Raw genomic sequence first — 21,582 nt, forward strand, 5'->3', positions numbered from 1 at the left:
GTTTTGATTTGTTTGAAGAATTATTCTTGTATGTCTCAAAGGCTAAATTGTATTCGCTTTCAAACAATTTGCGTTTATAACATTTTTACCTTTATGAAGATACTAATTATTGGTGCAGTTTCCAGCGAAAAAGTGCTATTAGCCACACCTGTAATCCGTCTACTTAAGACAGAATTAGATGCGGAAGTTCACGTGGTTATTAAGAAAGTATTCGACGATCTATTACAGCATAATCCATACATCAATAGAAAATATGATTATGATTTACCAATAGTTGAGCTTCGAGCAAATTTTGCTAAACAAGGATTTGATTGGGTTATTGATTTAAGAAATAATGCGAGATCCAAATTTTTAAGGCTTGGTCTATTCAAAAACTTGATCGCTTTTGATAAAAAGCCTTTTTTTGATTGGCTATATGTAAAAACCAAGATTAATCGATTACCAAGAGCCCATTTAGCAGATCAACTTATTGGCTTGCTAAAGCCACTGGGGATTACAGGAGATAATTTAGGTCTTGACTTTTTTATTCCTGAAAAGGATAAAGTTGAAAATGAATGGCTACCTAAATCTCATCAAAATGGATATGTAGCTATTGCTCTAAGTGCTTCACATCATACAAAAAAACTACCGATCAATAGGCTTATTGAGCTTTGTGATCGAATCAATAAGCCCATAGTACTTATTGGAGACCGAGCAGATTTGAAGATTGCCTGTGAAGTCGAAAAATTCTTTAGGCAAGGAACGCTCGCAGAAGAAGAAGCGATTGAGGAGCTCAATAAAAAAACAATCATTTTTAATGCCTGCGGGAAATTTAATTTTAATCAAAGTGCCTCGCTCATTAAAAATGCGAATTGGGTTTTTACATACGACAATGTGATGATGCACATAGCGGCTGTATTTAAAAAAAATATCTATTCGATTTGGGGGAATACAACTCCTTATTTCGGAACATATCCGTATCGCACACAGTTTACTGTTTTTGAGAATAATAAATTGAGCTGCAGACCATGTTCTAAAACCGGTTTCAATAATTGTCCGAAAGGACATTTTAAATGTATGAATGACTTAAGTTTTGACTTCTATTTACCTGAGTAATGAAGACACTTTATTTAATACGGCATGCAAAATCTTCCTGGGCATTTGATCTGAATGACCATGACAGACCATTGGGTAAGCGTGGTAGAAAAGATGTAATAAAAATGGGCCAACATTTGAAAGAACATCAACCCCGACCTGAGGTTTTGATCTCAAGCACCGCAAGTCGCGCATTTTATACAGCTCTTCACATTTGTGACAAGATGGATATTGATGAGGGTCAGATTAGGCTAAATAAAAAGCTATATCATGCGGGTGCTTCAGAAATATTAAGTGTAATCAAACAGGCTCCCAACTGCGAAAAACTTTCTTTATTTGGTCACAATCCAGGATTTACTAGTGCCGTCAATGCACTAGCTAATCTCAACTTTGATAACATCCCAACCTGTGGAATAGTTGGGATCAACTTCAATGTCAAATACTGGAAAGACGTAGAGTTTGGTGGAGGTATGCTTGCCTTCTTTTACTTCCCTAAAGAGATCTAAAGTATATACCTGCTTAGATCTTTATCCTTAACAAGACCAGCTAGTTTCTCTTCTACTGTCTGCTTGTCAATTACAATCTGGGCATTGGGACCTATCGTATCCGGAATGTCAAATAGGATTTCATTCAAAAGTTTACTCATAACTGTGTGGAGTCTTCTGGCTCCAATGTTTTCTACTTCTTCGTTGATTTGAAATGCCATTTCTGCTATCTCTTCTAGCGCTTCCGCCTGAAATGTTAATTTCACTTCTTCAGCGGCCACCAATGCTTCATACTGTTTTGTAAGTGCATTTTTTGGTTCAGTAAGAATTCTTAGAAAATCTTCTTTTGTCAGATTGTCCAATTCTACGCGAATGGGGAATCGACCTTGAAGTTCTGGAATTAAATCGGAAGGTTTACTGAAATGAAAGGCTCCTGCTGCTACAAATAATACATGGTCAGTGTTGATAATACCATATTTGGTATTTACGGCGCTACCTTCAACAATAGGCAATAAATCTCTCTGAACTCCTTCTCTACTTACATCTGGCCCTTTACCTCCATCTCCTCCTTTGGCAATCTTGTCTACCTCATCTATGAAGATGATCCCAGTATTTTCAGCCTTGAATATTGCTTCATCTTTTACCTCGTCCATATCTATCATCTTAGCAGCTTCATCTTCTAGCAAGATTTTACGTGCCTCGGCAATAGTCACCTTGCGTTTCTTCTTTTTCTTTGGCATCATATTGCCGATCATCTCTTGGATGTTGATCATTGAGGCTTCATCCATACCTCCACCTACCATCCCAACATTGCCAGACGGATTTGCGGTTACGTCAATTTCAATTTTTCTGTCATCCAACTCACCGTTTCTTATCTTTTCTCGGAAACGAGCTCTTGTCTGCTCATTGAGTTCTATTTCGTTTTCGGGCTCATCACTCCCAATTTTAGTAGCGTAGGCATTTGGTGTGCCCTTTAGAGGCGGAATAAGTGCGTCTAGGATAATGCCTTCAACAACTTCGGCAGCCTTCTCTTTTACTTCTTCCTTCTTAGCCACCTTAACCATATTTACAGCTTGCTCCACTAAATCTCTTACCATGCTTTCAACATCTCGTCCCACATAACCTACCTCAGTAAATTTTGAAGCCTCCACTTTAGTGAATGGTGCATCAGCGATTTTTGCGAGTCTTCTAGCTATCTCTGTTTTTCCAACACCAGTAGATCCTATTAACAGAATGTTGTTGGGGACTATCTCTCCTTGTATTTCCTCCTTTACATTCATCCTTCTCCATCGGTTTCTTAGTGCAATTGCTACATTTCGCTTGGCATCTTTCTGTCCAATGATGTACTTATCAAGTTCTTCAACTATCTGTCTTGGTGTCAAATCGTTCTTTATTCCGCTCATAAAATCTTCTTAAAATCGTTCAAATCTGTTCTCAGGCTAATGAAACTACTCCCGCCTGCTGCATGGTACGTCGCTCTTGAAAATCGCAGCTCAATTCTTTTTATTCTTACCATTAACCCATAAGAAAAGCCAGCACCAGCTCCTGAATCATCCAATCGCAATTCTTGTTTTCGCTTATGGCTATAGCCTACTAATAATTGAAAGTTTTCACTCAACAAAACTTCTGCACCGAGGTTTACTCTCTTCCATATTTTATCTAACGTTTTACTAGACCTACCGGCATCATTTTGAGCAAGCGAAATATTATTATTAGCAAGATTTGTTGTTGTTAGAGTAAAGCGTAATGGCATGTATTGTGGCTTAAAAGTACTTCCAAGTTTTACATCAAATGGAACCTGAGGCGAAGAGAAGGACGAATACTCTGTAATTTTTGCACCGATATTCTTAAAAACCATAGCCACGGTCCAGTTTTTATTTACTCGGAAGATACCTCCTACATCCATTAAAATAGCAGTAGAGCCGTAGCTTTCTATTGATGAATGTGAGAGTTTTACACTAGCTCCTAAGGTAAATAGACCAAGCTGGTGAGCTTTACCTATTTGAACAGTATAATCCTGAGCTTGGAATGTACCTAATTGATTGCCAGACTCATCGGTCATATTGAATGACCCAAAGTTCACATATGTCAATCCTGCCGAAAAAGTCCCCATAGAAGCTACGTTGAAAGTATACGCTCCTGAATAGACGAATACATCTGCAAAATATGGATTGATCTGGAAGAAAATATTCTTGGCTCTAACCGAATCAAGCGTGGCAGGATTCTCAAAAAACTGTGAAATATCTCCATCGCCAAATGAAATAGCAGTTCCTCCAAGAGCAGCTGCTCTAGGGTTTGTTGTCAAATTCAACGACTGATAGCCTAGCTGACCACCAATCTGTGACCAACCCAGTAATGGGATGAAACATGCTATTAGGATAAAAACTCTCAATCTTTCTTTTCTTCGGGAAGGATAAATTCAACCGCGTTGCTTGCTTTTTGTTTTGTTAACGCTATTTCCAACACTTCGGGTACATGTGCAACAAAATGAATTTTTAAACCTTTTAGATATTTCGGATTGATTTCTTCTAGGTCTTTCTCATTCCTATTGCACATGATTATTTCCTTAATCCCTGCTCTCCGAGCAGCTAGGATTTTTTCTTTGATGCCCCCAACTGGCAAAACTTTGCCTCGAAGTGTGATTTCACCTGTCATTGCTAGCTGCTTTTTCACCTTCCGTTGAGTAAAAACAGAAGCCAACGAAGTAAGCATTGTGATACCGGCTGATGGACCATCTTTGGGAATAGCACCTGCAGGCACATGTACATGCAAATCGTAATTATCAAATACGCGATGATCAATACCCAAAATCTCAGAGTGAGACCTTAGATAGCTTAAGGCAGCTACTGCTGATTCTTTCATGACATCTCCTAGCTGTCCAGATAATGTCAATTTACCTTTCCCACGACTTAAAGAAGACTCAATAAATAGAATATCACCTCCTGATGGAGTCCAAGCAAGTCCGGTGACAACGCCAGGAACAGAATTATCTTCATAATTGTCCTTATCAAAAATTTCGGGTCCCAAAATTTCTCGAACTCTTTGATCGGTGATTTTAGCATCATACCCTTCTTCCATAGCCACTGATTTGGCAATCGAGCGGATTACTGCTGCTACTTTCCTTTCCAGGCTACGAACACCAGATTCTCTGGTATAGTCATTTACAAGTTTTGTAATCGCGGACTTATCAAAAGAAATATCTAAAGCTTTAAGACCATGTTCTTTCCTTTGTTTTGGAATAAGGTGCTTTTTAGCGATCTCTACCTTCTCCTCCAATGTATACCCACTGACATCTATCATTTCCATTCGATCCCTCAGGGCAGGTTGAATCGTATCCAAAGAATTTGCTGTGGCTATGAACAATACCTTTGATAGATCATAATCTACTTCAAGATAATTATCCTTAAAAGTAGAGTTCTGTTCAGGGTCTAACACTTCAAGCAGTGCCGAAGATGGATCTCCTCTATAATCAGAACTGACTTTATCAATTTCGTCAAGTATAAACACAGGATTGGAGGATTTTGCCCGATTCAGGTTTTGTATGATCTTTCCTGGCATCGCACCAATGTATGTCTTGCGATGACCCCTTACCTCTGCTTCATCGTGCACGCCACCTAAAGACATTCGTACATATTTTCGATTTAGAGCGTCAGCGATGGACTTTCCTAAAGAGGTCTTTCCTACTCCTGGGGGTCCGTATAAACATAAAATGGGTCCCTTTAAATCTTTTTTTAGCTTTCTTACAGCTAGGTATTCAATGATTCTATCTTTAACCTTTTCTAATCCAAAGTGATCTCGATCCAATACTTTGCGAGCATTTTTCAGATCAAAGTTGTCTTCCGTTACTTCATTCCATGGCAAATCAATCAAAAGCTCAGCATAACTCATGGCCACTGGAAATTCTGCCGCAGCAGGGTTCATTCGTAAGATTTTATCCAGCTCCTTGTTGAAGTGTTCTTTTACTTCTTCCGGCCAATCCTTCTTATCTCCACTCTTGCGCAGTGCTTCTACTTCCTGATCAGGCCCATCCTGACCTAATTCGTCTTGAAGTATTCTGATCTGCTGACGCAGAAAGTAATCTCGTTGTTGCTGGTCAATGTCTGTATGAACCTTGTCTTGAATTTCTTGTTTCAATTCAAGCATTTGCAAATCCTTCAGCATGAACTGAAGTAATTTTTCGGATCTTGCTTTCGGATCATCTATTTCTAGTAGCGACTGCTTATCCCCAACCTCTGCATTTACATTCGATGAAAGGAAATGAGTGAGGAAGTTGAAGCTATCAATATTGTCAACAGCAATTCTGGCTTCCTTTGGAATTTCCGGACTTAGACCCATTATTTTGGTTGCTGTATCCTTTAGCGATTGAATGATCGCTTTTTGCTCTTTTTTAGAAAGCGCATTTGACTTATCAGGCACAGTTTCATATTTCACAATATGATGAGGATCTTCCTGCACTTGCGCTGTAATGCGAAAGCGTTTTTGTCCTTGAATGATGATTGTGGTATTGCCATCTGGCAAAACGATCATTTTCAAGATTTTAGCAATTGTACCTATCTCATAAAGATCCTTGAATGTTGGCTCTTCAGTCTTTACATTCTTCTGTGCGAGCACTCCAATAATGCGATCGCCTCGATACGCTTTCTTAACCAACCGAATAGACTTAGTTCTGCCTACAGTGATAGGCAACACCACTCCAGGAAAAAGGACTGTATTTCTTATTGGAAGAATCGGTAGATCTTCAGGTAGATCAGATTCCTCCATTTGACTATCCTCAGGAGATATAATTTGAATCAGTTCTTCTGAATCTTCGTCTACAAACTCTGGTATAAAATATGATTTCAAATTAGCTTCACTCATAAATGCCAATGTGTCAGATAAAACGTACACGTCCCCACGATTGTGGGAAAGGTACATAATTGTCAATCGCTATGCCAAAGTAGAAGCACATGGCAAATAGTGCTAACTTTAAATTAATTTTAATTTTTACTGACGAATCGACAGCATGCGCCGTAATTTCCATCGCCATATTGGACTTTTTTTAGTTCTGATAACACTTTGTGCCTCTGCACAAAGAGGCAGGAAAGAAGTGCAAATCGTTACAGACTCTATTCCAAAAGATGTTGTATTTAATGCGTATGAATTCAATGGAATTAATAAGTATCCGGAATACTTCAATAAGCAAAAACTTGAGCGTATCATCGAGTTGGATAAAGCTGAAAAGTGGGAAGAGCTTTATGTAGCCCTCAAAGACTATGTTAGTCGATTTGGAATACGTAACTTCTATAAGGACACTCGACTCATCTGGAAATTAGCAAAGATGACCGAATTATTCGGTGATCCAGATGAAGCTAAGACACTCTACAGAATGGTCTTGCGGCATCATTATCAAGGCATCAATATCAAAGAAATTGAGCTCTATTACGACTCGTTAAACAGACAAGCAGCGGAACAATTTGTCCCAATAGATTACTACTATGAATTGGTCGAACATAGAAAATTGATTGACACTTTGCAGCCTCCACGAGGTGTGCTTTTGAATATGGGCATGCTCGTCAATAGTTCGAGCGCTGATTATGGCCCTTCCTTAAATATTCACAACAATATTTTAGTCTTCACCTCTAAAAGAAAAAAAGTGGATGAAACCATCCGCTTCAGAGAAGATGAAGATCTGTTTTTTAGTCACAAGGATCCATATGGTACATGGTCTAAGGCTAAACCTATTGATAAGCTCAATTCTCATTATAATGAAGGCTCTCCATGTCTTAGTGGAGATGGAAAGACGCTTGTATTTTCAAGATGCGATTCACCGGATTCTTACGGAGATTGTGATCTATTTATAGCAACTCTACAAAATGATAGTACCTGGACCCGGCCGGAAAATCTGGGTGTAAGTATAAATAGCTTGGCATGGGATTCACATCCGGCACTTTCACACTCGGGTGATACCCTCTATTTCGCTTCAGATCGCTTAGGAGGCTTCGGACTATCAGATATCTATTACACCACCAGGGATGAGAGGGGAAGATGGTCTGCGGCACTCAACCTGGGTCCTGTGATCAACACTCGTCAAAATGATGTAAGTCCATTTTACCATCCTGTCTATGACGTTCTCTACTTTAGCTCTCAGGGACAACTATACAACTTTGGTGAGTTTGACATCTATAAGGCCTATCATAAAGATGGATATTGGACAGAACCACAAAATATCGGACCACTTGTTAATGGAAGAGGTAGTGAATTTTACTTCACAATAGATTCAGAATCTGAGCTATTATTTTATGCAAGATCCTCCACCAGAGATCTGAACAAACAAGATATATACTCTTTCCCACTTCCAATGGAGGCACAGCCAGAGGCAACAACATCAGTATCCGGCACGCTCTCTGATTCATTGACAGGAGCTCCTTTTCAGGGTATTGTATCCATCATTGATTTAGATAAAGGAAATGAGGTTGCTCCTAAGTTTCTCAATGCTGACGGTTCCTTCCAATTTGACCTGATAAACCAGCGAAACTATCTACTCATTTTGCAAGGCGATGATTTCTTCCGTATAGAAGAAGTGTTTTATTTGGATGGGCCTATGGAAATGAATACCGTCACTCAACCTCTTGCATCAAAAATGAAGTTTGAGTCCATCGAGTTTGATGTCGGTAAGGCCGAGCTTAAAACTGAAATGTATGCAGACCTCAATAAGGTGGTTAATTTTCTTTATGACAATGCAGACTTTAAGCTTCGAATTTCTGGTCATACCGACTCAGTGGGTGATTCTGAGAAGAACCTGCAGCTATCAAAAGAGCGTGCTCAAAACATTAGAGATTACATTGTCATCTTTGCCGGCATAATCAAGGAACGAGTACAGGCTGAAGGGTATGGCGACACCAAGCCCATCATTGAAAATGAAGTAACCGAAGCGGACAGAAAGCTAAATCGGCGTGTAGAGTTTGAAATTTATAGAGAAGCTCCTCCGATAGAAGAATCGGAAGGAGCTGATAATGACTTCTAAAATAAGCTAATGGTATCGTTGATAATTACGAATGCCATAAGCGACAAAAGGATTACCATACCTACTTTCTGAGAATTTTCCAGGAATCTATCCGATGGCCTTCTGCCAGTTACAATTTCCCATGTGAGGAACATAACATGACCCCCGTCCAATGCTGGAATTGGCAAAAAATTCATGAATGCAAGAACCATTGATAGGAGTCCGACAATTCTCCAGAAATTATTCCAATCCCAGGTTCCACCAAAAAATGTAGCAATTCGAATTGGTCCAGAGAGTGATTTTCTTACGTCTACGTCACCAGCAAACATTTTCTTAAATCCTTTGATATTAAGCCAAACCACAGCAAAAGCATTATAGGTTCCTTCGCCGATTGCCTCTCCAAATGTAAATTCTCTGCTTACATAGTTAAGTTCGTATTGAGCAATAAATCCAAGTGTTCCATCATTATCAACTTTTGTTTTCATATCAATGGTTTCCCCCTCTCGCTTTGTCTGCAGAGTTATTTCTTGACCTTTCAGTTCGTCCAACATTGAACTCAATTGATCAAAATAATTAATCTCACTTCCGTTTATAGAAACAAATATGTCTCCAGCCTTAATCCCTGCCTTAGCAGCCAGCGAGCCCGGCACTACGGACTGAACAGAAAAAGGGATTCTGGGATCAATTACTCTCACCCTGTTTTTCTTATCAGCAAATTTATCAATGAAGTCATTTGGCATGTCTACACGAACCTCTCTTCCATCTCTGAGCACCGTGTAATAATTATCTGAACCCAATAATAAGTCTGGACTCAATAAGTCAGAAAATCTCTCATAGTTCTGACCATTAATGGCCAATATCTTATCGCCAGTTTTAAAACCTAATTGTTCTCCAAGGTCGTATGCAACAATTCCATTTTCATTCAAAGCTTCTTTGGGAAGATATGCTTCTCCATTAGCCATGGCTAGTCCGATAAAGATTATGATACCGGTGACCACATTTACAATGATTCCACCCATCATTACAATCAATCTTTGCCATGCTGGCTTGGCTCTGAATTCCCAAGGTTCCGGTTCTTCATTCAGAGATTTTGTATCCAAAGATTCATCAATCATACCTGAAATCTTCACAAAACCACCTAAAGGAATTGCTCCAATAGAATATTCTGTTTCACCAAATTTCTTACCCCAAATTTTCGGAGGAAAACCAATCGAATATTTTTCAACCCGCATTCCAAATGCCTTTGCAGCAATAAGATGCCCCCATTCGTGAACGCCTACCAAAATCGACAGCCCTAAAAGAAGCTGTCCTACCATTATTAAAGTCTCCATTTATTTTATCAATTCGAGCGCTTTGGCCCTTGTTTCTTTGTCCGTTTGAATAAAATCTTCTATTTCAGGATTGCGAATATAGCTCACCTTTTTTAGGCAATTTTCAATCACATCCGAAATCTCGAGGAATCCAACTTTATCTTCTAGAAAAGCTTGAACAGCAATTTCATTTGCTGCGTTCAAAATACACGGTTGATTTCCCCCCTCCTTTGCAACTTCAAAAGCTAACCCAAGGTTACGAAAAGTTTCCACATCTGGCTTTTCAAAGGTTAGCTCAGGATAATCTAAAAAGTCAAATCTTGGATAATCTGCTTTTAAACGTTGGGGATAGGTCATCGCAAACTGAATGGGTACTCGCATGTCTGGTAGTCCCATCTGTGCCTTCATGGATCCATCTTCAAATTGAACTATGGAATGAACAATAGATTGAGGATGAACGATCACTTCTACTTGATCTAATTGGACACCAAATAGCCACTTAGCCTCTATAACCTCAAGTCCTTTATTCATCATAGTAGCAGAATCAATGGTGATTTTAGCTCCCATATCCCAGTTCGGATGTTTTAGTGCTTGCTCTTTAGTCGCAGATGCCAGCAACTTTCTGTCTTTGCCTCTAAATGGACCTCCCGAAGCTGTTAGAATTAGTTTTTCAATCGGATTGTGGAATTCTCCGACAATACATTGAAAAATCGCTGAATGTTCCGAATCGACTGGAAGAATATTGACTCCCTTCTCCTGTGCAAGTTTTGTAATAAGCTCTCCGGCAACAACTAAGGTTTCCTTATTTGCTAAGGCAATAGCTTTTCCCGCATTTATCGCTCTTATTGTAGGTAGCAGTCCAGAATATCCAACCAAGGCAGTTAATACCATGTCAATAGATTCCATTTCAACCACTGCTGCAAGTGCATTTTCACCAGCGTATACCTTGATATCATGTGGATTCAAAGCATCAAAAACTTGTTGATAATACTCTTCATTAACAATGACTACACTATTTGGTTTAAATTCAAGGGCTTGGGTGATGAGTAAATCAGCGCTGTTTTGAGCGGTCAATACCTCTACTTCAAAACTGTCAGGATGTCGCTTAATTACATCAAGTGCTTGTGTTCCAATAGAACCTGTGGAGCCAAGAATGGCTATATTTCTTTTCTTCATTTAGGTCGATTCTGCCTTCTTTTTAAAAAGAACAGTCGGCAAAGGTAAGAGTTTGCATTTTTTAACAATCAGATTGAATAATTTTTGATTGATTTAAGTTTAAATTCTATTGATAAAATAGCACGTTATGGACCAAGTCAAAACCATTTTGTTAGCGTTGATTTCAGGAGCGCTCGGAGCACTATTTGTTAATCAAATTTCCAATAAGGAAGTGGATAATTCAGCAAAATATGTTGTTCCTGAATTGCCACCCTCGCAAGTCAGCAACGTGGCATACTCTGCTAGCATCCCAAATGAAAATTTTGTTGATGCTTCTAAAAAAAGTACGGGTAGTGTGGTCTTTATTCAAACCTTAAGTGAAGTTGACTACCGAACAGGAGGCTGGATGGATTGGTTTTTTGAACCTCGCTCTTCACAGCAAATTGGGAGTGGATCGGGGGTGGTTTTCGCAGAAGATGGCTACATAGTGACGAACAACCATGTAATCATGGATGCAGACGAGATCACCGTAATAGCAGGGAAAAGAAGTTATCGAGCAGAATTAGTTGGCAGAGATCCAAGTTCTGATTTAGCCGTAATCAAAATTAATTCAAATGAACTTCCAGCAATAGCTAAAGGAAATTCTGAGCAAGTCCAGGTTGGAGAATGGGTTCTTGCCGTAGGTAACCCTTTCAATCTAACATCTACTGTAACTGCTGGTATCGTCAGTGCAAAGGGCAGAAACATAAACATCCTAAGAGACAAATTTCCAATAGAAAGCTTTATACAGACAGATGCTGCAATCAATCCTGGTAACAGTGGTGGTGCATTAGTAAATGCCAATGGTGAGTTGATCGGTATCAATACGGCAATTCTTTCACGGACAGGATCTTATGCTGGATATGGATTCGCAATCCCCGTAAATATTGTCAAAAAGGTTTTTAACGACTTGATAAAATATGGGGAAGTCCAGAAAGCCTTTACTGGTGCTGAATTCATCGAAATTGATAGTGAGCTTGCAGACAGAATGGGCGTTGAAGACTTGGATGGAGTGATCGTCGCAGAGGTAAAAGAAGATGGAGCAGCTGACAGAGCAGGTTTGAAGAAAAGGGATGTTATTAGAAAAATTAACAATTCTCAAATTAGAAGTAAGGCAATCCTTGAAGAACTGATTGCGAAAAGTTATCCAGGAGATAAATTAACCATCTTAGTGGAAAGAGATAAAGAAATGATCAATAGAGAGCTTGTACTCACTAATCGTGAAGGAACAACAAGTATCCTGAAACGGAATATATACTATGCCGAAGATCTAGAAGCTAGTTTCGAAAGCGTTTCTAAAGTGGAGCGTGACCTTTTGGGTATTGCTAGTGGCGTTAAAGTTGTAGACTACAAAAGCAATGGATTTTTTGCTAACCTCGGAATACCAAAAGGGTTCATCATTACTCAGATCAACAGTAGAGCAATAAATAAACCAGAAGAGTTAGCCAAAGCGCTCGAAAATGTTCGTGGTAGATTCGATGTAATCGGTATCGATAAAAGAGGAAGAAAAGTGTACTACCCGTTCAGACGTTAGGCGGTACGCATTTTTAATTTCTTCTTCAATTCGTCAACAGAGTATCTGAACTTTGCGTCAGTATCAATCATGTCGTTTACAGACTGTAATGCATGAATGACTGTACTGTGATCCCGTCCTCCAAAATGATAACCTATAGATTTCAATGAATGGTTGGTATAATCTTTTGAGAAATACATAGCTACCTGGCGTGCTATTACAATTTCCTTCTTGCGGGTCTTTGCTTTTAAATCATCTTGCCCCACATGGAAATAGTCAGAAACTGTTTTCTGGATGTAGTCTATACCAACCTCCGAGTCAATTTCTTTAACAATGTTTTTTAGAACCTTCTTCGCAAGTTCTAAATTAACCTCAGCACGCATCAGAGATGCATGAGCAATTAATGAAACTACGACACCTTCCAGTTCTCGAATGTTTGTATCGACTGTATAAGCGATATATTCGACCACTTCTTCTGGGATATGGATACCGTCTTCCTGAATTTTGCGTTGGATGATCGCCATTCTTGTTTCAAATGCAGGCTGTTGCAAATCAGCAGTCAACCCCCACTTAAAACGTGAAACCAACCGTTCCTGAAGACCCTTTAAATCCTTTGGTGCACAATCACTGGTCATTACAATCTGCTTACCAGACTGATGTAAATGATTGAAGATGTGGAAAAAAATCTCTTGAGTTTTTTCCTTATCCCTTAGAAACTGAACATCATCAAGAACCAGAATATCCACTTCTCTATAATAAGAGATGAAGCTCTGAACATTATTATTCTTTAAAGAATCAATAAACTGATTGGTAAATTTCTCCGATGCTACATAAATGATTTTCTTCGACGGATCTTCTTTCTTTATGTAGTTACCTATTCCCTGCACCAAATGTGTTTTTCCAAGACCAACTCCTCCATAAATCATTAATGGATTGAATGAAGTAATACCTGGTTTCTTAGCGACCGCATATCCTGCAGAACGGCCGAGTCTATTACAATCGCCTTCAATGAAATTATCAAAGGTGTATGTGGGATTTAAGTTATTTTCACTCTTAAGATCATCGATAAATGCAGTATTTATACCCTTACTAACACTTCCATTCCTATCAGCTAGGTTGTTGATTTTCAGCGGAGTGGCTCCAGATTTCTTCGTTTCTTGATTTTCTACTACAACAGAATATTCCAATCTAGCATCATCACCCATTTCCTTTGCAATAGCTTCTTTGAGAATATGGACGTAGTGCTCTTCTAGCCACTCATAGAAAAACTGACTGGGAACTTGAATTGTAAGAACGTTACTCTCTGTCTTTAAGGGGTTTATGGGATCAAACCACGTACTAAAACTTTGGTTAGGAATGCGCTCTTTTATGTATTCAAGGCAGTTTTTCCAAATTAATTCATGCATCTCTGATTAGAGTTAGAAGTGGTTTATTTTGGCTTAGGTGACCTATCGATTTCTCGAAAGGGCATCAAATATGTTTCATTTTTTTTTCTTAAAAAAATGGACTTTGTTCTTGATTTTTTCAAAAAGATTCATATGTTAAACTAAGGCACATTTCACTAAAAAAAACTTTGAAAAATACAATTTTTCTTAACATAGTTTTTCTAGCCTAATTTCGTAAAAAGATCATCGCAACAAAATATAATTTTGAAAAACCTAGACCTCAATACTTTTCCCACAATAGATAAGAAACAATGGCTTCAACTAGCTCAAAAGCAACTTAAAGGTGCAAATCCTATCAACCAATTAGCTTGGGAAAATGATGCAAATCTTGCACTCGAAGGGTATTACGATCAGTCAGACATTGCTAATCTAAAATACTTGGAAGATTTTTTCACTACACTTAGTCCTCATCAGTGGAAACTTTACGAGAGCATTGAAGCAAGCGAATCTGAGATTGCCAATAAAAAAGCATTGATGGCGCTAATGGGAGGTTGTGATGGTGTCATTTTAGAGAATCCAAATCCAAATGAACTCAATATAATTCTCCGTGACGTAAATCAAGAAATTTGTGACATTAACATTCTGGCTGACACAGATTTAGGAATTGGACCAAAGTTCACCGGTTTTCATAAATACCCCAATGGGGATTGCTCAAGCTCATATGAAAAGAAAAACTCAATCAGTCAGCTGACTGAACTACTCAATAATATAAATGGCAAATCCTGCATTCACCGAATTGCTCTCTCAGATTTTTTTCTTGAAATCGCCACGGTCAGAGCTCTCAGGTATTTGCTTGATCAAATGAGTTTAAAAAAAATACACATCCACTCTGAAATACCTTTACATGGTTCCGAAGAGCACCAATTGTTTCTAAATACAACCGCAGGGTTAGCAAGCATTCTAGGTGGCAGTCATTCCATTAATTTGTCGACAGCTACGCATGACTCTCGAATAAGCAGAAATATTGGGAATTTGATCCGTGAGGAGAGTGGAATTGAAACTTACAGCGACCAATGTGGAGGTTCCTATTACATTGAAGTGCTTACTGACAAAATCATAAAGCAGGTAACAGAAAAGCTGAAATAATGAGTAACGGTAATTTTTTACACGAAGGATTTTCAGCAGGCGCTCCTCCATTCTTGCGAGGGCCCTATGCCACCATGTATACTTCACGACCATGGACTATCCGTCAATACGCTGGGTTTAGTACCGCAGAGGAATCAAACGCCTTTTATAGAAGAAATTTAGCGGCAGGTCAAAAAGGGTTATCCATAGCTTTTGACCTTGCGACTCATCGCGGGTACGACAGTGACAACCCTAGAGTAAAGGGAGATGTGGGAAAGGCAGGGGTAGCAATCGATTCAGTTGAAGATATGAAAATTCTCTTCGATCAAATTCCATTGGATCAGATGTCGGTGTCCATGACAATGAATGGTGCGGTGATTCCAATAATGGCCTTTTATATTGTAGCAGCAGAAGAGCAGGGAGTCACAGCTGAGCACCTGACAGGGACTATACAAAACGACATTCTGAAGGAGTTTATGGTGAGGAATACCTATATCTATCCTCCAGCTCAATCTATGAGAATCATCGCTGACATCTTCAAATTCACTTCTAAAAAGATGCCAAAATTCAACTCAATAAGCATTAGTGGCTATCATATGCATGAAGCAGGGGCTACTGCTGAATTAGAAATGGCATTTACGCTAGCGGATGGCCTTGAATATGTCCGTACCGGAATTAATGCTGGAATTGACATTGATTTATTTGCACCAAGACTTTCCTTTTTCTGGGGCATTGGAATGAATTTCTTCACTGAGATTGCTAAGATGAGAGCTGCTCGTGTTGTTTGGGCAAGAATCATTAAAAAATTCGATCCAAAGAACGAAAAGTCCATGGCCTTACGGACACATAGCCAAACTTCAGGTTACAGTCTTACAGCTCAAGATCCATTCAATAATGTAGCAAGAACCACCATTGAAGCCTTAGCAGCAGTCCTTGGACACACCCAATCTCTTCACACCAATGCGCTAGATGAGGCTATTGCACTACCAACAGATTTTTCCGCAAAAATTGCCCGAAATACTCAAATATACCTTCAGGAAGAGCCTAATGTAACTAAGGTTGTTGACCCAATGGGTGGATCTCGTCATATTGAAAAACTAACGCATGACCTGATTAAGAGAAGTTGGGAAATTATCCAGGAAGTAGAAGATATGGGTGGGATGTCCAAGGCAATAGAAGAGGGATATCCAAAAATGAAAATAGAAGAGGCTGCCGCGCAAAAGCAGGCTCGAATCGATTCTGGTGAAGAATCCATTATCGGGGTAAATAAGTTTTTAACAGACGAAAAAACGGATATTGACCTACTTGAAGTAGATAATAATCAAGTTCGAATAAAGCAGATTGATCGGATAAATCAAATCAAATCAAATCGCGATGAAAGGAAAGTTCACCACACTCTTGAAAATATTGTGGCTGGAGCAAAAACAGGTGGGAACTTGCTAGAATTGGCAATAGATGCTGCAAGAGAAAGAGCAACATTAGGGGAAATCTCACTTGCGATGGAGAAAGTTTTTGGTAGATTTCAGGCAACAAACAGAACAATATCAGGTGTGTATTCTTCAGCTATTAAAAACAATGAAGACTTTAAGAAAGCGCTAGTTCTTTCAGATAAATTCGAAGAATTAGATGGTCGAAGGCCTAGAATTATGATCGCTAAAATGGGACAAGATGGTCACGATCGTGGTGCGAAGGTTATTGCCACCTCTTTTGCTGATTTAGGATTTGATGTAGATATTGGGCCTCTATTCCAAACACCAGAAGAAGTTGCAAAGCAAGCCATTGAAAACGATGTACACATTGTTGGTGCTTCATCTCTTGCCGGAGGTCATAAAACACTAATTCCTGAGCTAATTGAAGAATTAAGGAAATTTGGTCGCGGAGATATCTTGGTTGTCGCTGGAGGAATTATACCTGAAAATGATCACAAAGAACTGCTTTCTAAAGGCGTAACGGACATTTTTGGTCCAGGTACCATTATCTCAAAGGCAGCAATTAAAATTCTTAACAAGCTGATGGCCTGATAGTACCGGCAATTACATAACTTTATTCACCCGAAAAATCCAATTCAATATGAAATACTTCCAATCCGCCATGGTTGTAATTCTGATGCTATGTGTCAGTGTTGCCAATGCTCAATATGAAAAAATGATTGAAAAGGCAGATGAAAAATATAAGTCTGGTGACTATTCATCTGCAAGAAATCAAATTGCAGCGTTAAAGAAAAAGGCTACAAAAAGTCTGAGTTACAATAACCCGTACAATGCCATTGCGCTGGTAAAAGAAGCGAAAATCAATGTTGGCCTAGGAGAGTTGGTTGATGTGATGAAACCTCTTGATGAAGCAATCGCAATGAGTGAGCAGGTGAATGATGCCCAAAGTGCGGAGCATGCTTTTATCTTAATGGAAGCTTCTGAGGTACTTATTTCATTCGGGAATTTTCTTTTAGCAAGTGAATACATTGAAAAAGCGACCCAAGCGTTTGAGGCGTCTAACTCACTTATTGAAGATATTAAATCAGCACTTGATGTGCAAAGAGCTCAAGTGCTGTCTGGAAAAGGATTTTATAGTAGAGCTATCAAACTAGTCGATGATCAAACAGATTACTATTTAGGACGTGCTCTGTCTTCAGAAGGTGATAAAGACGATCAAGAAGATCGTAAGGAGGAATTCGCTAAGATGATGATTGTAAAAGCCAATTCGCTACGCAAAATGGGCGACTATCAATCTGCTGATTCAGCATTCATCACGAACTTAAATTGGGTTGAAGACAACATGAAAAAAACCCACCTTATGTGGGCAGCAAATGCTTTTTTAAATGCAAAGCTTCTTGAGGAAAACGGGTTGGCAGTAGAAGCTCAAGCTAAATTATATGAAGATGCCTACATCCAAGCCATTAGAAAATACGATTTATCGCACAATACAGTAATGACCATGCAAGCAAGTCTAATGCGCGCATTATATAGAACTGGCCAGAGTGCTCGTTTCAAAATCGTTAGTGAGGACTTCAAAAAATCATTGAGAGAGTTTAAAAAGACTAGTATTTTCAATCTTGCTGAAGATAAGATGGATCTAACTTTTGACCTTGACGATCAAAACATCAAGAAGATCGAAGATAAGATTAACGAAATGCTTACAAACCCCGCTATTCCTAAATACCACAGTGAGCGTATCGATTTACTAGAGCTTGCAAAAATGGTAGCACTCTACGCGGGCAGACATAAAAACACAGAAGCCTATGATACCGAAATTTTGAAGATAAAGGAATTTTTGCTTGGGCCGGAAGCTCCTGAATATCATTTGACTAAAGTAAAACTTGCCAACTACTATGTTGATTTTACGGATAAGTTCGCAGAGGCAAAGCAAATCTATGATGAAAGCTTCCACGCCATTGTAGAACCTCAAATCACGAAAGGTCATGTAGACTACCTGGACATCATGAATCATCTGGCCAAGTTTTATGAGGAAACAGACAACTATGCGAAAGCATCGGATATATTGGATGATGCACTACTTGCAGCCAGAGTAAAGTATGACAATGAAGACATTGAATACGGTAAGGAACTTGAAAAAATAGCGGGGCTTCAAATCAATATTGGTGAGTATGAAAAAGCTACCAAAAATCTGGAAGAAGCCATCCGAATCATGAAAGCTGTTAAAACAGATGAATCAAAAAGTTATCTCGCTTCAGCTTTTATTACGAAAGCCAAACTATTATCAATAAAAGGGGAATATGATGATGCCGAAGATCATATCTATGACTCTGAAGATCTAAAAGAACATGGTGCACTAATCATTGATGTGACCGGCTTAAGCTATCAAGATGACCTTGGTGGATTATTTACTAACATCGGAAGGTATTCGGATGCGACAGATCTTTTGACCGAATCACTTAAAGAGAAGACTAATCAATTTGGAAATAGTAGCAGGCATTTGAATCGGACACTCGTGCTAAATGCACGTCTTAATTTGATTAAAGGAGACTATACACAAGCAGAACAACAAGCACGAAGAGCCAATACTATCGCGATCAGCATTTTTGGAGAAAATTCATCTAAGGTGGTTCCATCCATACTTCAACTAGCTGATGTTTATACTACTATTGGAGATTATGACAAGGCTGAGACACTATTAAAAAGTGCCATTCGCGTTCAAAAAGAGAAGTTTGGACCAGATCACGTTGATGTAGGAAAATCAACTTCCACGCTTGCACTTGTGTACTTTTATCAAGACAAACCTTTAACACAAATACAATCACTCTTCCAAGAGGCTGAAAAAATCATAGGAAAGAAGCTCGGTTCGAACAACCCGACTTATGCGGAAATTCTAAAAAATATGGCGATAGCAAATATTGCATCGGGTAATTATTCACTTGCGTTTACATATTTGAATCAAGCAGAAAGTATCTGGAAAAATAAAATTGGTAAGCGTAATAACATCAACGCAGCAACAGCTCTTGTACTTAAGGGAGACATATTTTATAAACAAAAGAATTATCCGGAAGCTGAGAAATACTACGAAGATGCTCAGAGACAATATCAACGGGTGTTTAGCAACACTCACCCTGAATTTGTTAAAGTACAGTCAAAACTCAGTAAGACATACTTCATGCAAGCCAGATATAAAGATTCACAGGATGAAATGGAAGGCGTGCTAGCCAACTACAAAAACTTTATTAAAGAGTATTTCCCTGCCCTAAGTGAGAGAGAAAAGGCAAAGTTCTGGAACACTATCAAGGGTGACTATGAATTTTATAATACACTGATTGTCAGCCGGAATAGAAGCGTGAAATATATTGGAGAGTTGTATAACAATGCACTTTTGACTAAAGCTTTACTTCTCAACTCATCTATAAAGGTGCGTCAGCGGATAATGAGTAGTAATGATCAGGAACTGATAGACATGTATACTAAGTGGGTAGAAGATAAAGAGCTACTCACCGCAGCCCTGTCCATGAGTTTGCAAGATCTTCAGGAAGGAGGCATTGATCCGGTTCAACTTTCCAACAATGTCGAGTTGTTGGAGAAAAGTATCAGTTTGAAATCAGAGCTATTCTCACAAAGTGCTGATAGTCGGCAGGTAGTTTGGGAAGATATCAAAAATTCGCTCGGAGAAAATGAGGTCGCAATTGAAATGGTCCGCTTTCGGGTCTTCGATCACATATTTACTGATTCTGTAATGTATGCATTACTCTATGTAAAAGGTGATAAACGATCAGAGCCTAAAATGATCCTGCTTGACAATGGTGAAGAACTTGAAAGCAGGTACCTCAAAACCTACCGAAACAGTATTAAATACAAAATAGACGATAAGTATTCATATGAGCAGTTTTGGCAGCCTATTGAAGACGAGATGGGGGCTGTAGCCACACTTTATCTATCACCAGATGGTGTATACAATCAGATCAACCTGGAGGCTATTCCAACTCCCGATGGCAAGTATGTACTTGATAACTCTAATATTCTGTTAGTAAGCAACACCAAGGATCTATTCATGAATAAGATTAAGACCAAAGTAGTTGCGGAAAAAGAGTATGCAATGTTGTTTGGTAACCCAGAATTCTACCTTGAAACACAACCAGGTAAACCGCTGGCAACATCAGGCCTCACCCGGTCCACAGCAGAAGTAGTAAATCCACTTCCAGGAACCAAGGAAGAGATTGACGAGCTGAATGATCTTTTGGATCGTAAAGGATGGTCTACAGATAAATTCACTGAAAAGGAAGCTAGCGAGTCCACTATCAAGAAAGTAACTAACCCTCGAGTTTTTCATGTGGCCACTCACGGATTCTTCAAGGAGGCTCCGAAAACTAGTAAAATTGATCAGGAATATAACGAGACAGCCGCGTATGATAATCCGCTCCTTAAGACCGGGCTATTGCTTGCCGGCGCTGGTGATATCTTAAACCAGACTCAGTTCAACTACAACGTGGACAATGGCATTCTTACTGCTTATGAAGCCATGAACCTAAACTTAGACCAGACAGATCTAGTAGTACTTTCCGCATGTGAGACAGGGCTGGGTGAAGTACAAGCCGGTGAAGGTGTGTATGGTTTACAACGAGCCTTTTTAGTGGCAGGAGCAAGAACTATTATCATGTCACTTTTTAAGGTAAGTGATGATGCAACACAACAACTTATGGTAAAATTCTACCGTAAATGGATAGAAACTGGAAACAAGCGTCAAGCGTTTATCGATGCTAAGAAAGAAATTCGTAACGAATATAGTGACCCAATCTACTGGGGGCCATTCGTGATGATTGGTTTAGATTAAGCCAAGGAAATCTAAAGAAGAGGGCACTGGAAGGTGTCCTTTTTTTCTTTCAGACAGCCAAAGATTAATTCCTACAAGTTTCATTGCTTTGATCCGAAGTTATTCTTTTAAGAAGCTTAATTAATTTTGCATCTTCATCATGTACCGCCCTTAAATCTGGATGCAAAGCCTGCACCCTTTTAGGGTATCAGCTTATCCCATTGAATAAAAAAATGTAATACATCCAAACATCGACATCATCGTA

13 protein-coding genes are annotated in these 21,582 nt (G+C 39.1%); 7 read left to right on the plus strand and 6 right to left on the minus strand.

What is annotated here, in order from left to right:
- Nucleotides 1-93: 93 nt before the first annotated feature.
- Nucleotides 94-1,095 (plus strand): glycosyltransferase family 9 protein, encoded by a 1,002-nt coding sequence (locus ABJG98_RS16545; protein WP_348280655.1) that lies wholly within the window; start codon nucleotides 94-96, stop codon nucleotides 1,093-1,095.
- Nucleotides 1,095-1,580: a histidine phosphatase family protein gene (locus tag ABJG98_RS16550; RefSeq protein ID WP_348280656.1), complete on the plus strand. Its 486-nt coding sequence runs from the start codon at nucleotides 1,095-1,097 to the stop codon at nucleotides 1,578-1,580. Before ABJG98_RS16545 ends, ABJG98_RS16550 begins: the two co-directional genes overlap by 1 nt.
- On the opposite strand, the gene hslU is transcribed toward ABJG98_RS16550, so the two are convergent.
- The 3 genes from hslU to lon are packed head-to-tail and all read right to left on the minus strand — an operon-like array spanning nucleotide 1,577 to nucleotide 6,416.
- A complete protein-coding gene (hslU, locus tag ABJG98_RS16555) occupies nucleotides 1,577-2,962 on the minus strand; it encodes an ATP-dependent protease ATPase subunit HslU (RefSeq protein WP_348280657.1) in 1,386 nt (461 codons plus the stop codon). The two genes, ABJG98_RS16550 and hslU, sit on opposite strands and share 4 nt — an antisense overlap.
- The gene (gene porQ, locus ABJG98_RS16560) at nucleotides 2,959-3,951 is read right to left on the minus strand and encodes a type IX secretion system protein PorQ (RefSeq protein WP_348280658.1); all 993 of its coding nucleotides are present in this window, start codon (nucleotides 3,949-3,951) and stop codon (nucleotides 2,959-2,961) included. The genes hslU and porQ overlap by 4 nt, the downstream gene beginning before the upstream one ends.
- Nucleotides 3,948-6,416: an endopeptidase La gene (gene lon / locus ABJG98_RS16565; protein ID WP_348280659.1), complete on the minus strand. Its 2,469-nt coding sequence runs from the start codon at nucleotides 6,414-6,416 to the stop codon at nucleotides 3,948-3,950. Before lon ends, porQ begins: the two co-directional genes overlap by 4 nt.
- Before the next feature lie 145 nt (nucleotides 6,417-6,561).
- Between lon and ABJG98_RS16570 the strand changes: the two genes are divergently transcribed.
- On the plus strand, nucleotides 6,562-8,562 hold the full coding sequence (locus tag ABJG98_RS16570) for an OmpA family protein (protein WP_348280660.1): 2,001 nt from the start codon (nucleotides 6,562-6,564) through the stop codon (nucleotides 8,560-8,562).
- Here the strand turns inward: ABJG98_RS16570 and rseP are convergent.
- Nucleotides 8,559-9,872 carry an RIP metalloprotease RseP gene (rseP, locus tag ABJG98_RS16575; RefSeq protein ID WP_348280661.1) on the minus strand — a complete coding sequence of 438 codons (1,314 nt, stop codon included), beginning with the start codon at nucleotides 9,870-9,872 and terminating at the stop codon, nucleotides 8,559-8,561. The two genes, ABJG98_RS16570 and rseP, sit on opposite strands and share 4 nt — an antisense overlap.
- Nucleotides 9,873-11,027 (minus strand): 1-deoxy-D-xylulose-5-phosphate reductoisomerase, encoded by a 1,155-nt coding sequence (locus ABJG98_RS16580; RefSeq protein ID WP_348280662.1) that lies wholly within the window; start codon nucleotides 11,025-11,027, stop codon nucleotides 9,873-9,875.
- A gap of 127 nt (nucleotides 11,028-11,154) precedes the next feature.
- On the opposite strand from ABJG98_RS16580, the gene ABJG98_RS16585 reads away from it, so the two are divergent.
- The gene (locus ABJG98_RS16585) at nucleotides 11,155-12,579 is read left to right on the plus strand and encodes a trypsin-like peptidase domain-containing protein (protein WP_348280663.1); all 1,425 of its coding nucleotides are present in this window, start codon (nucleotides 11,155-11,157) and stop codon (nucleotides 12,577-12,579) included.
- On the opposite strand, the gene dnaA is transcribed toward ABJG98_RS16585, so the two are convergent.
- On the minus strand, nucleotides 12,576-13,964 hold the full coding sequence (dnaA, locus tag ABJG98_RS16590; protein ID WP_348280664.1) for a chromosomal replication initiator protein DnaA: 1,389 nt from the start codon (nucleotides 13,962-13,964) through the stop codon (nucleotides 12,576-12,578). The two genes, ABJG98_RS16585 and dnaA, sit on opposite strands and share 4 nt — an antisense overlap.
- Before the next feature lie 243 nt (nucleotides 13,965-14,207).
- Here dnaA and ABJG98_RS16595 point away from each other — a divergent pair, with 243 nt between their 5' ends.
- Genes ABJG98_RS16595 through ABJG98_RS16605 form a run of 3 tightly spaced genes read left to right on the plus strand, consistent with a single transcriptional unit; the run spans nucleotide 14,208 to nucleotide 21,338 of the window.
- The gene (locus ABJG98_RS16595) at nucleotides 14,208-15,089 is read left to right on the plus strand and encodes a methylmalonyl-CoA mutase family protein (protein ID WP_348280665.1); all 882 of its coding nucleotides are present in this window, start codon (nucleotides 14,208-14,210) and stop codon (nucleotides 15,087-15,089) included.
- The gene (gene scpA / locus ABJG98_RS16600; RefSeq protein WP_348280666.1) at nucleotides 15,089-17,089 is read left to right on the plus strand and encodes a methylmalonyl-CoA mutase; all 2,001 of its coding nucleotides are present in this window, start codon (nucleotides 15,089-15,091) and stop codon (nucleotides 17,087-17,089) included. Before ABJG98_RS16595 ends, scpA begins: the two co-directional genes overlap by 1 nt.
- A 49-nt stretch (nucleotides 17,090-17,138) precedes the next feature.
- Nucleotides 17,139-21,338: a CHAT domain-containing tetratricopeptide repeat protein gene (locus tag ABJG98_RS16605; RefSeq protein ID WP_348280667.1), complete on the plus strand. Its 4,200-nt coding sequence runs from the start codon at nucleotides 17,139-17,141 to the stop codon at nucleotides 21,336-21,338.
- The last annotated feature ends 244 nt before the right edge of the window (nucleotides 21,339-21,582 follow it).

The organism is Ekhidna sp., from assembly GCF_039960695.1.
Lineage (GTDB): Bacteria > Bacteroidota > Bacteroidia > Cytophagales > Cyclobacteriaceae > Ekhidna.

Excerpts from the sequence above, each read along its gene's own strand:
- rseP (WP_348280661.1), bottom strand. The coding sequence starts at position 9,872 with ATGGAGACTTTAATAATGGTAGGACAGCTTCTTTTAGGGCTGTCGATT.
- ABJG98_RS16545 (WP_348280655.1), top strand. The coding sequence starts at position 94 with ATGAAGATACTAATTATTGGTGCAGTTTCCAGCGAAAAAGTGCTATTA.
- hslU (WP_348280657.1), bottom strand. The coding sequence starts at position 2,962 with ATGAGCGGAATAAAGAACGATTTGACACCAAGACAGATAGTTGAAGAA.
- ABJG98_RS16570 (WP_348280660.1), top strand. The coding sequence starts at position 6,562 with ATGCGCCGTAATTTCCATCGCCATATTGGACTTTTTTTAGTTCTGATA.
- ABJG98_RS16605 (WP_348280667.1), top strand. The coding sequence starts at position 17,139 with ATGAAATACTTCCAATCCGCCATGGTTGTAATTCTGATGCTATGTGTC.
- scpA (WP_348280666.1), top strand. The coding sequence starts at position 15,089 with ATGAGTAACGGTAATTTTTTACACGAAGGATTTTCAGCAGGCGCTCCT.
- dnaA (WP_348280664.1), bottom strand. The coding sequence starts at position 13,964 with ATGCATGAATTAATTTGGAAAAACTGCCTTGAATACATAAAAGAGCGC.
- ABJG98_RS16585 (WP_348280663.1), top strand. The coding sequence starts at position 11,155 with ATGGACCAAGTCAAAACCATTTTGTTAGCGTTGATTTCAGGAGCGCTC.
- ABJG98_RS16580 (WP_348280662.1), bottom strand. The coding sequence starts at position 11,027 with ATGAAGAAAAGAAATATAGCCATTCTTGGCTCCACAGGTTCTATTGGA.
- ABJG98_RS16550 (WP_348280656.1), top strand. The coding sequence starts at position 1,095 with ATGAAGACACTTTATTTAATACGGCATGCAAAATCTTCCTGGGCATTT.
- lon (WP_348280659.1), bottom strand. The coding sequence starts at position 6,416 with ATGAGTGAAGCTAATTTGAAATCATATTTTATACCAGAGTTTGTAGAC.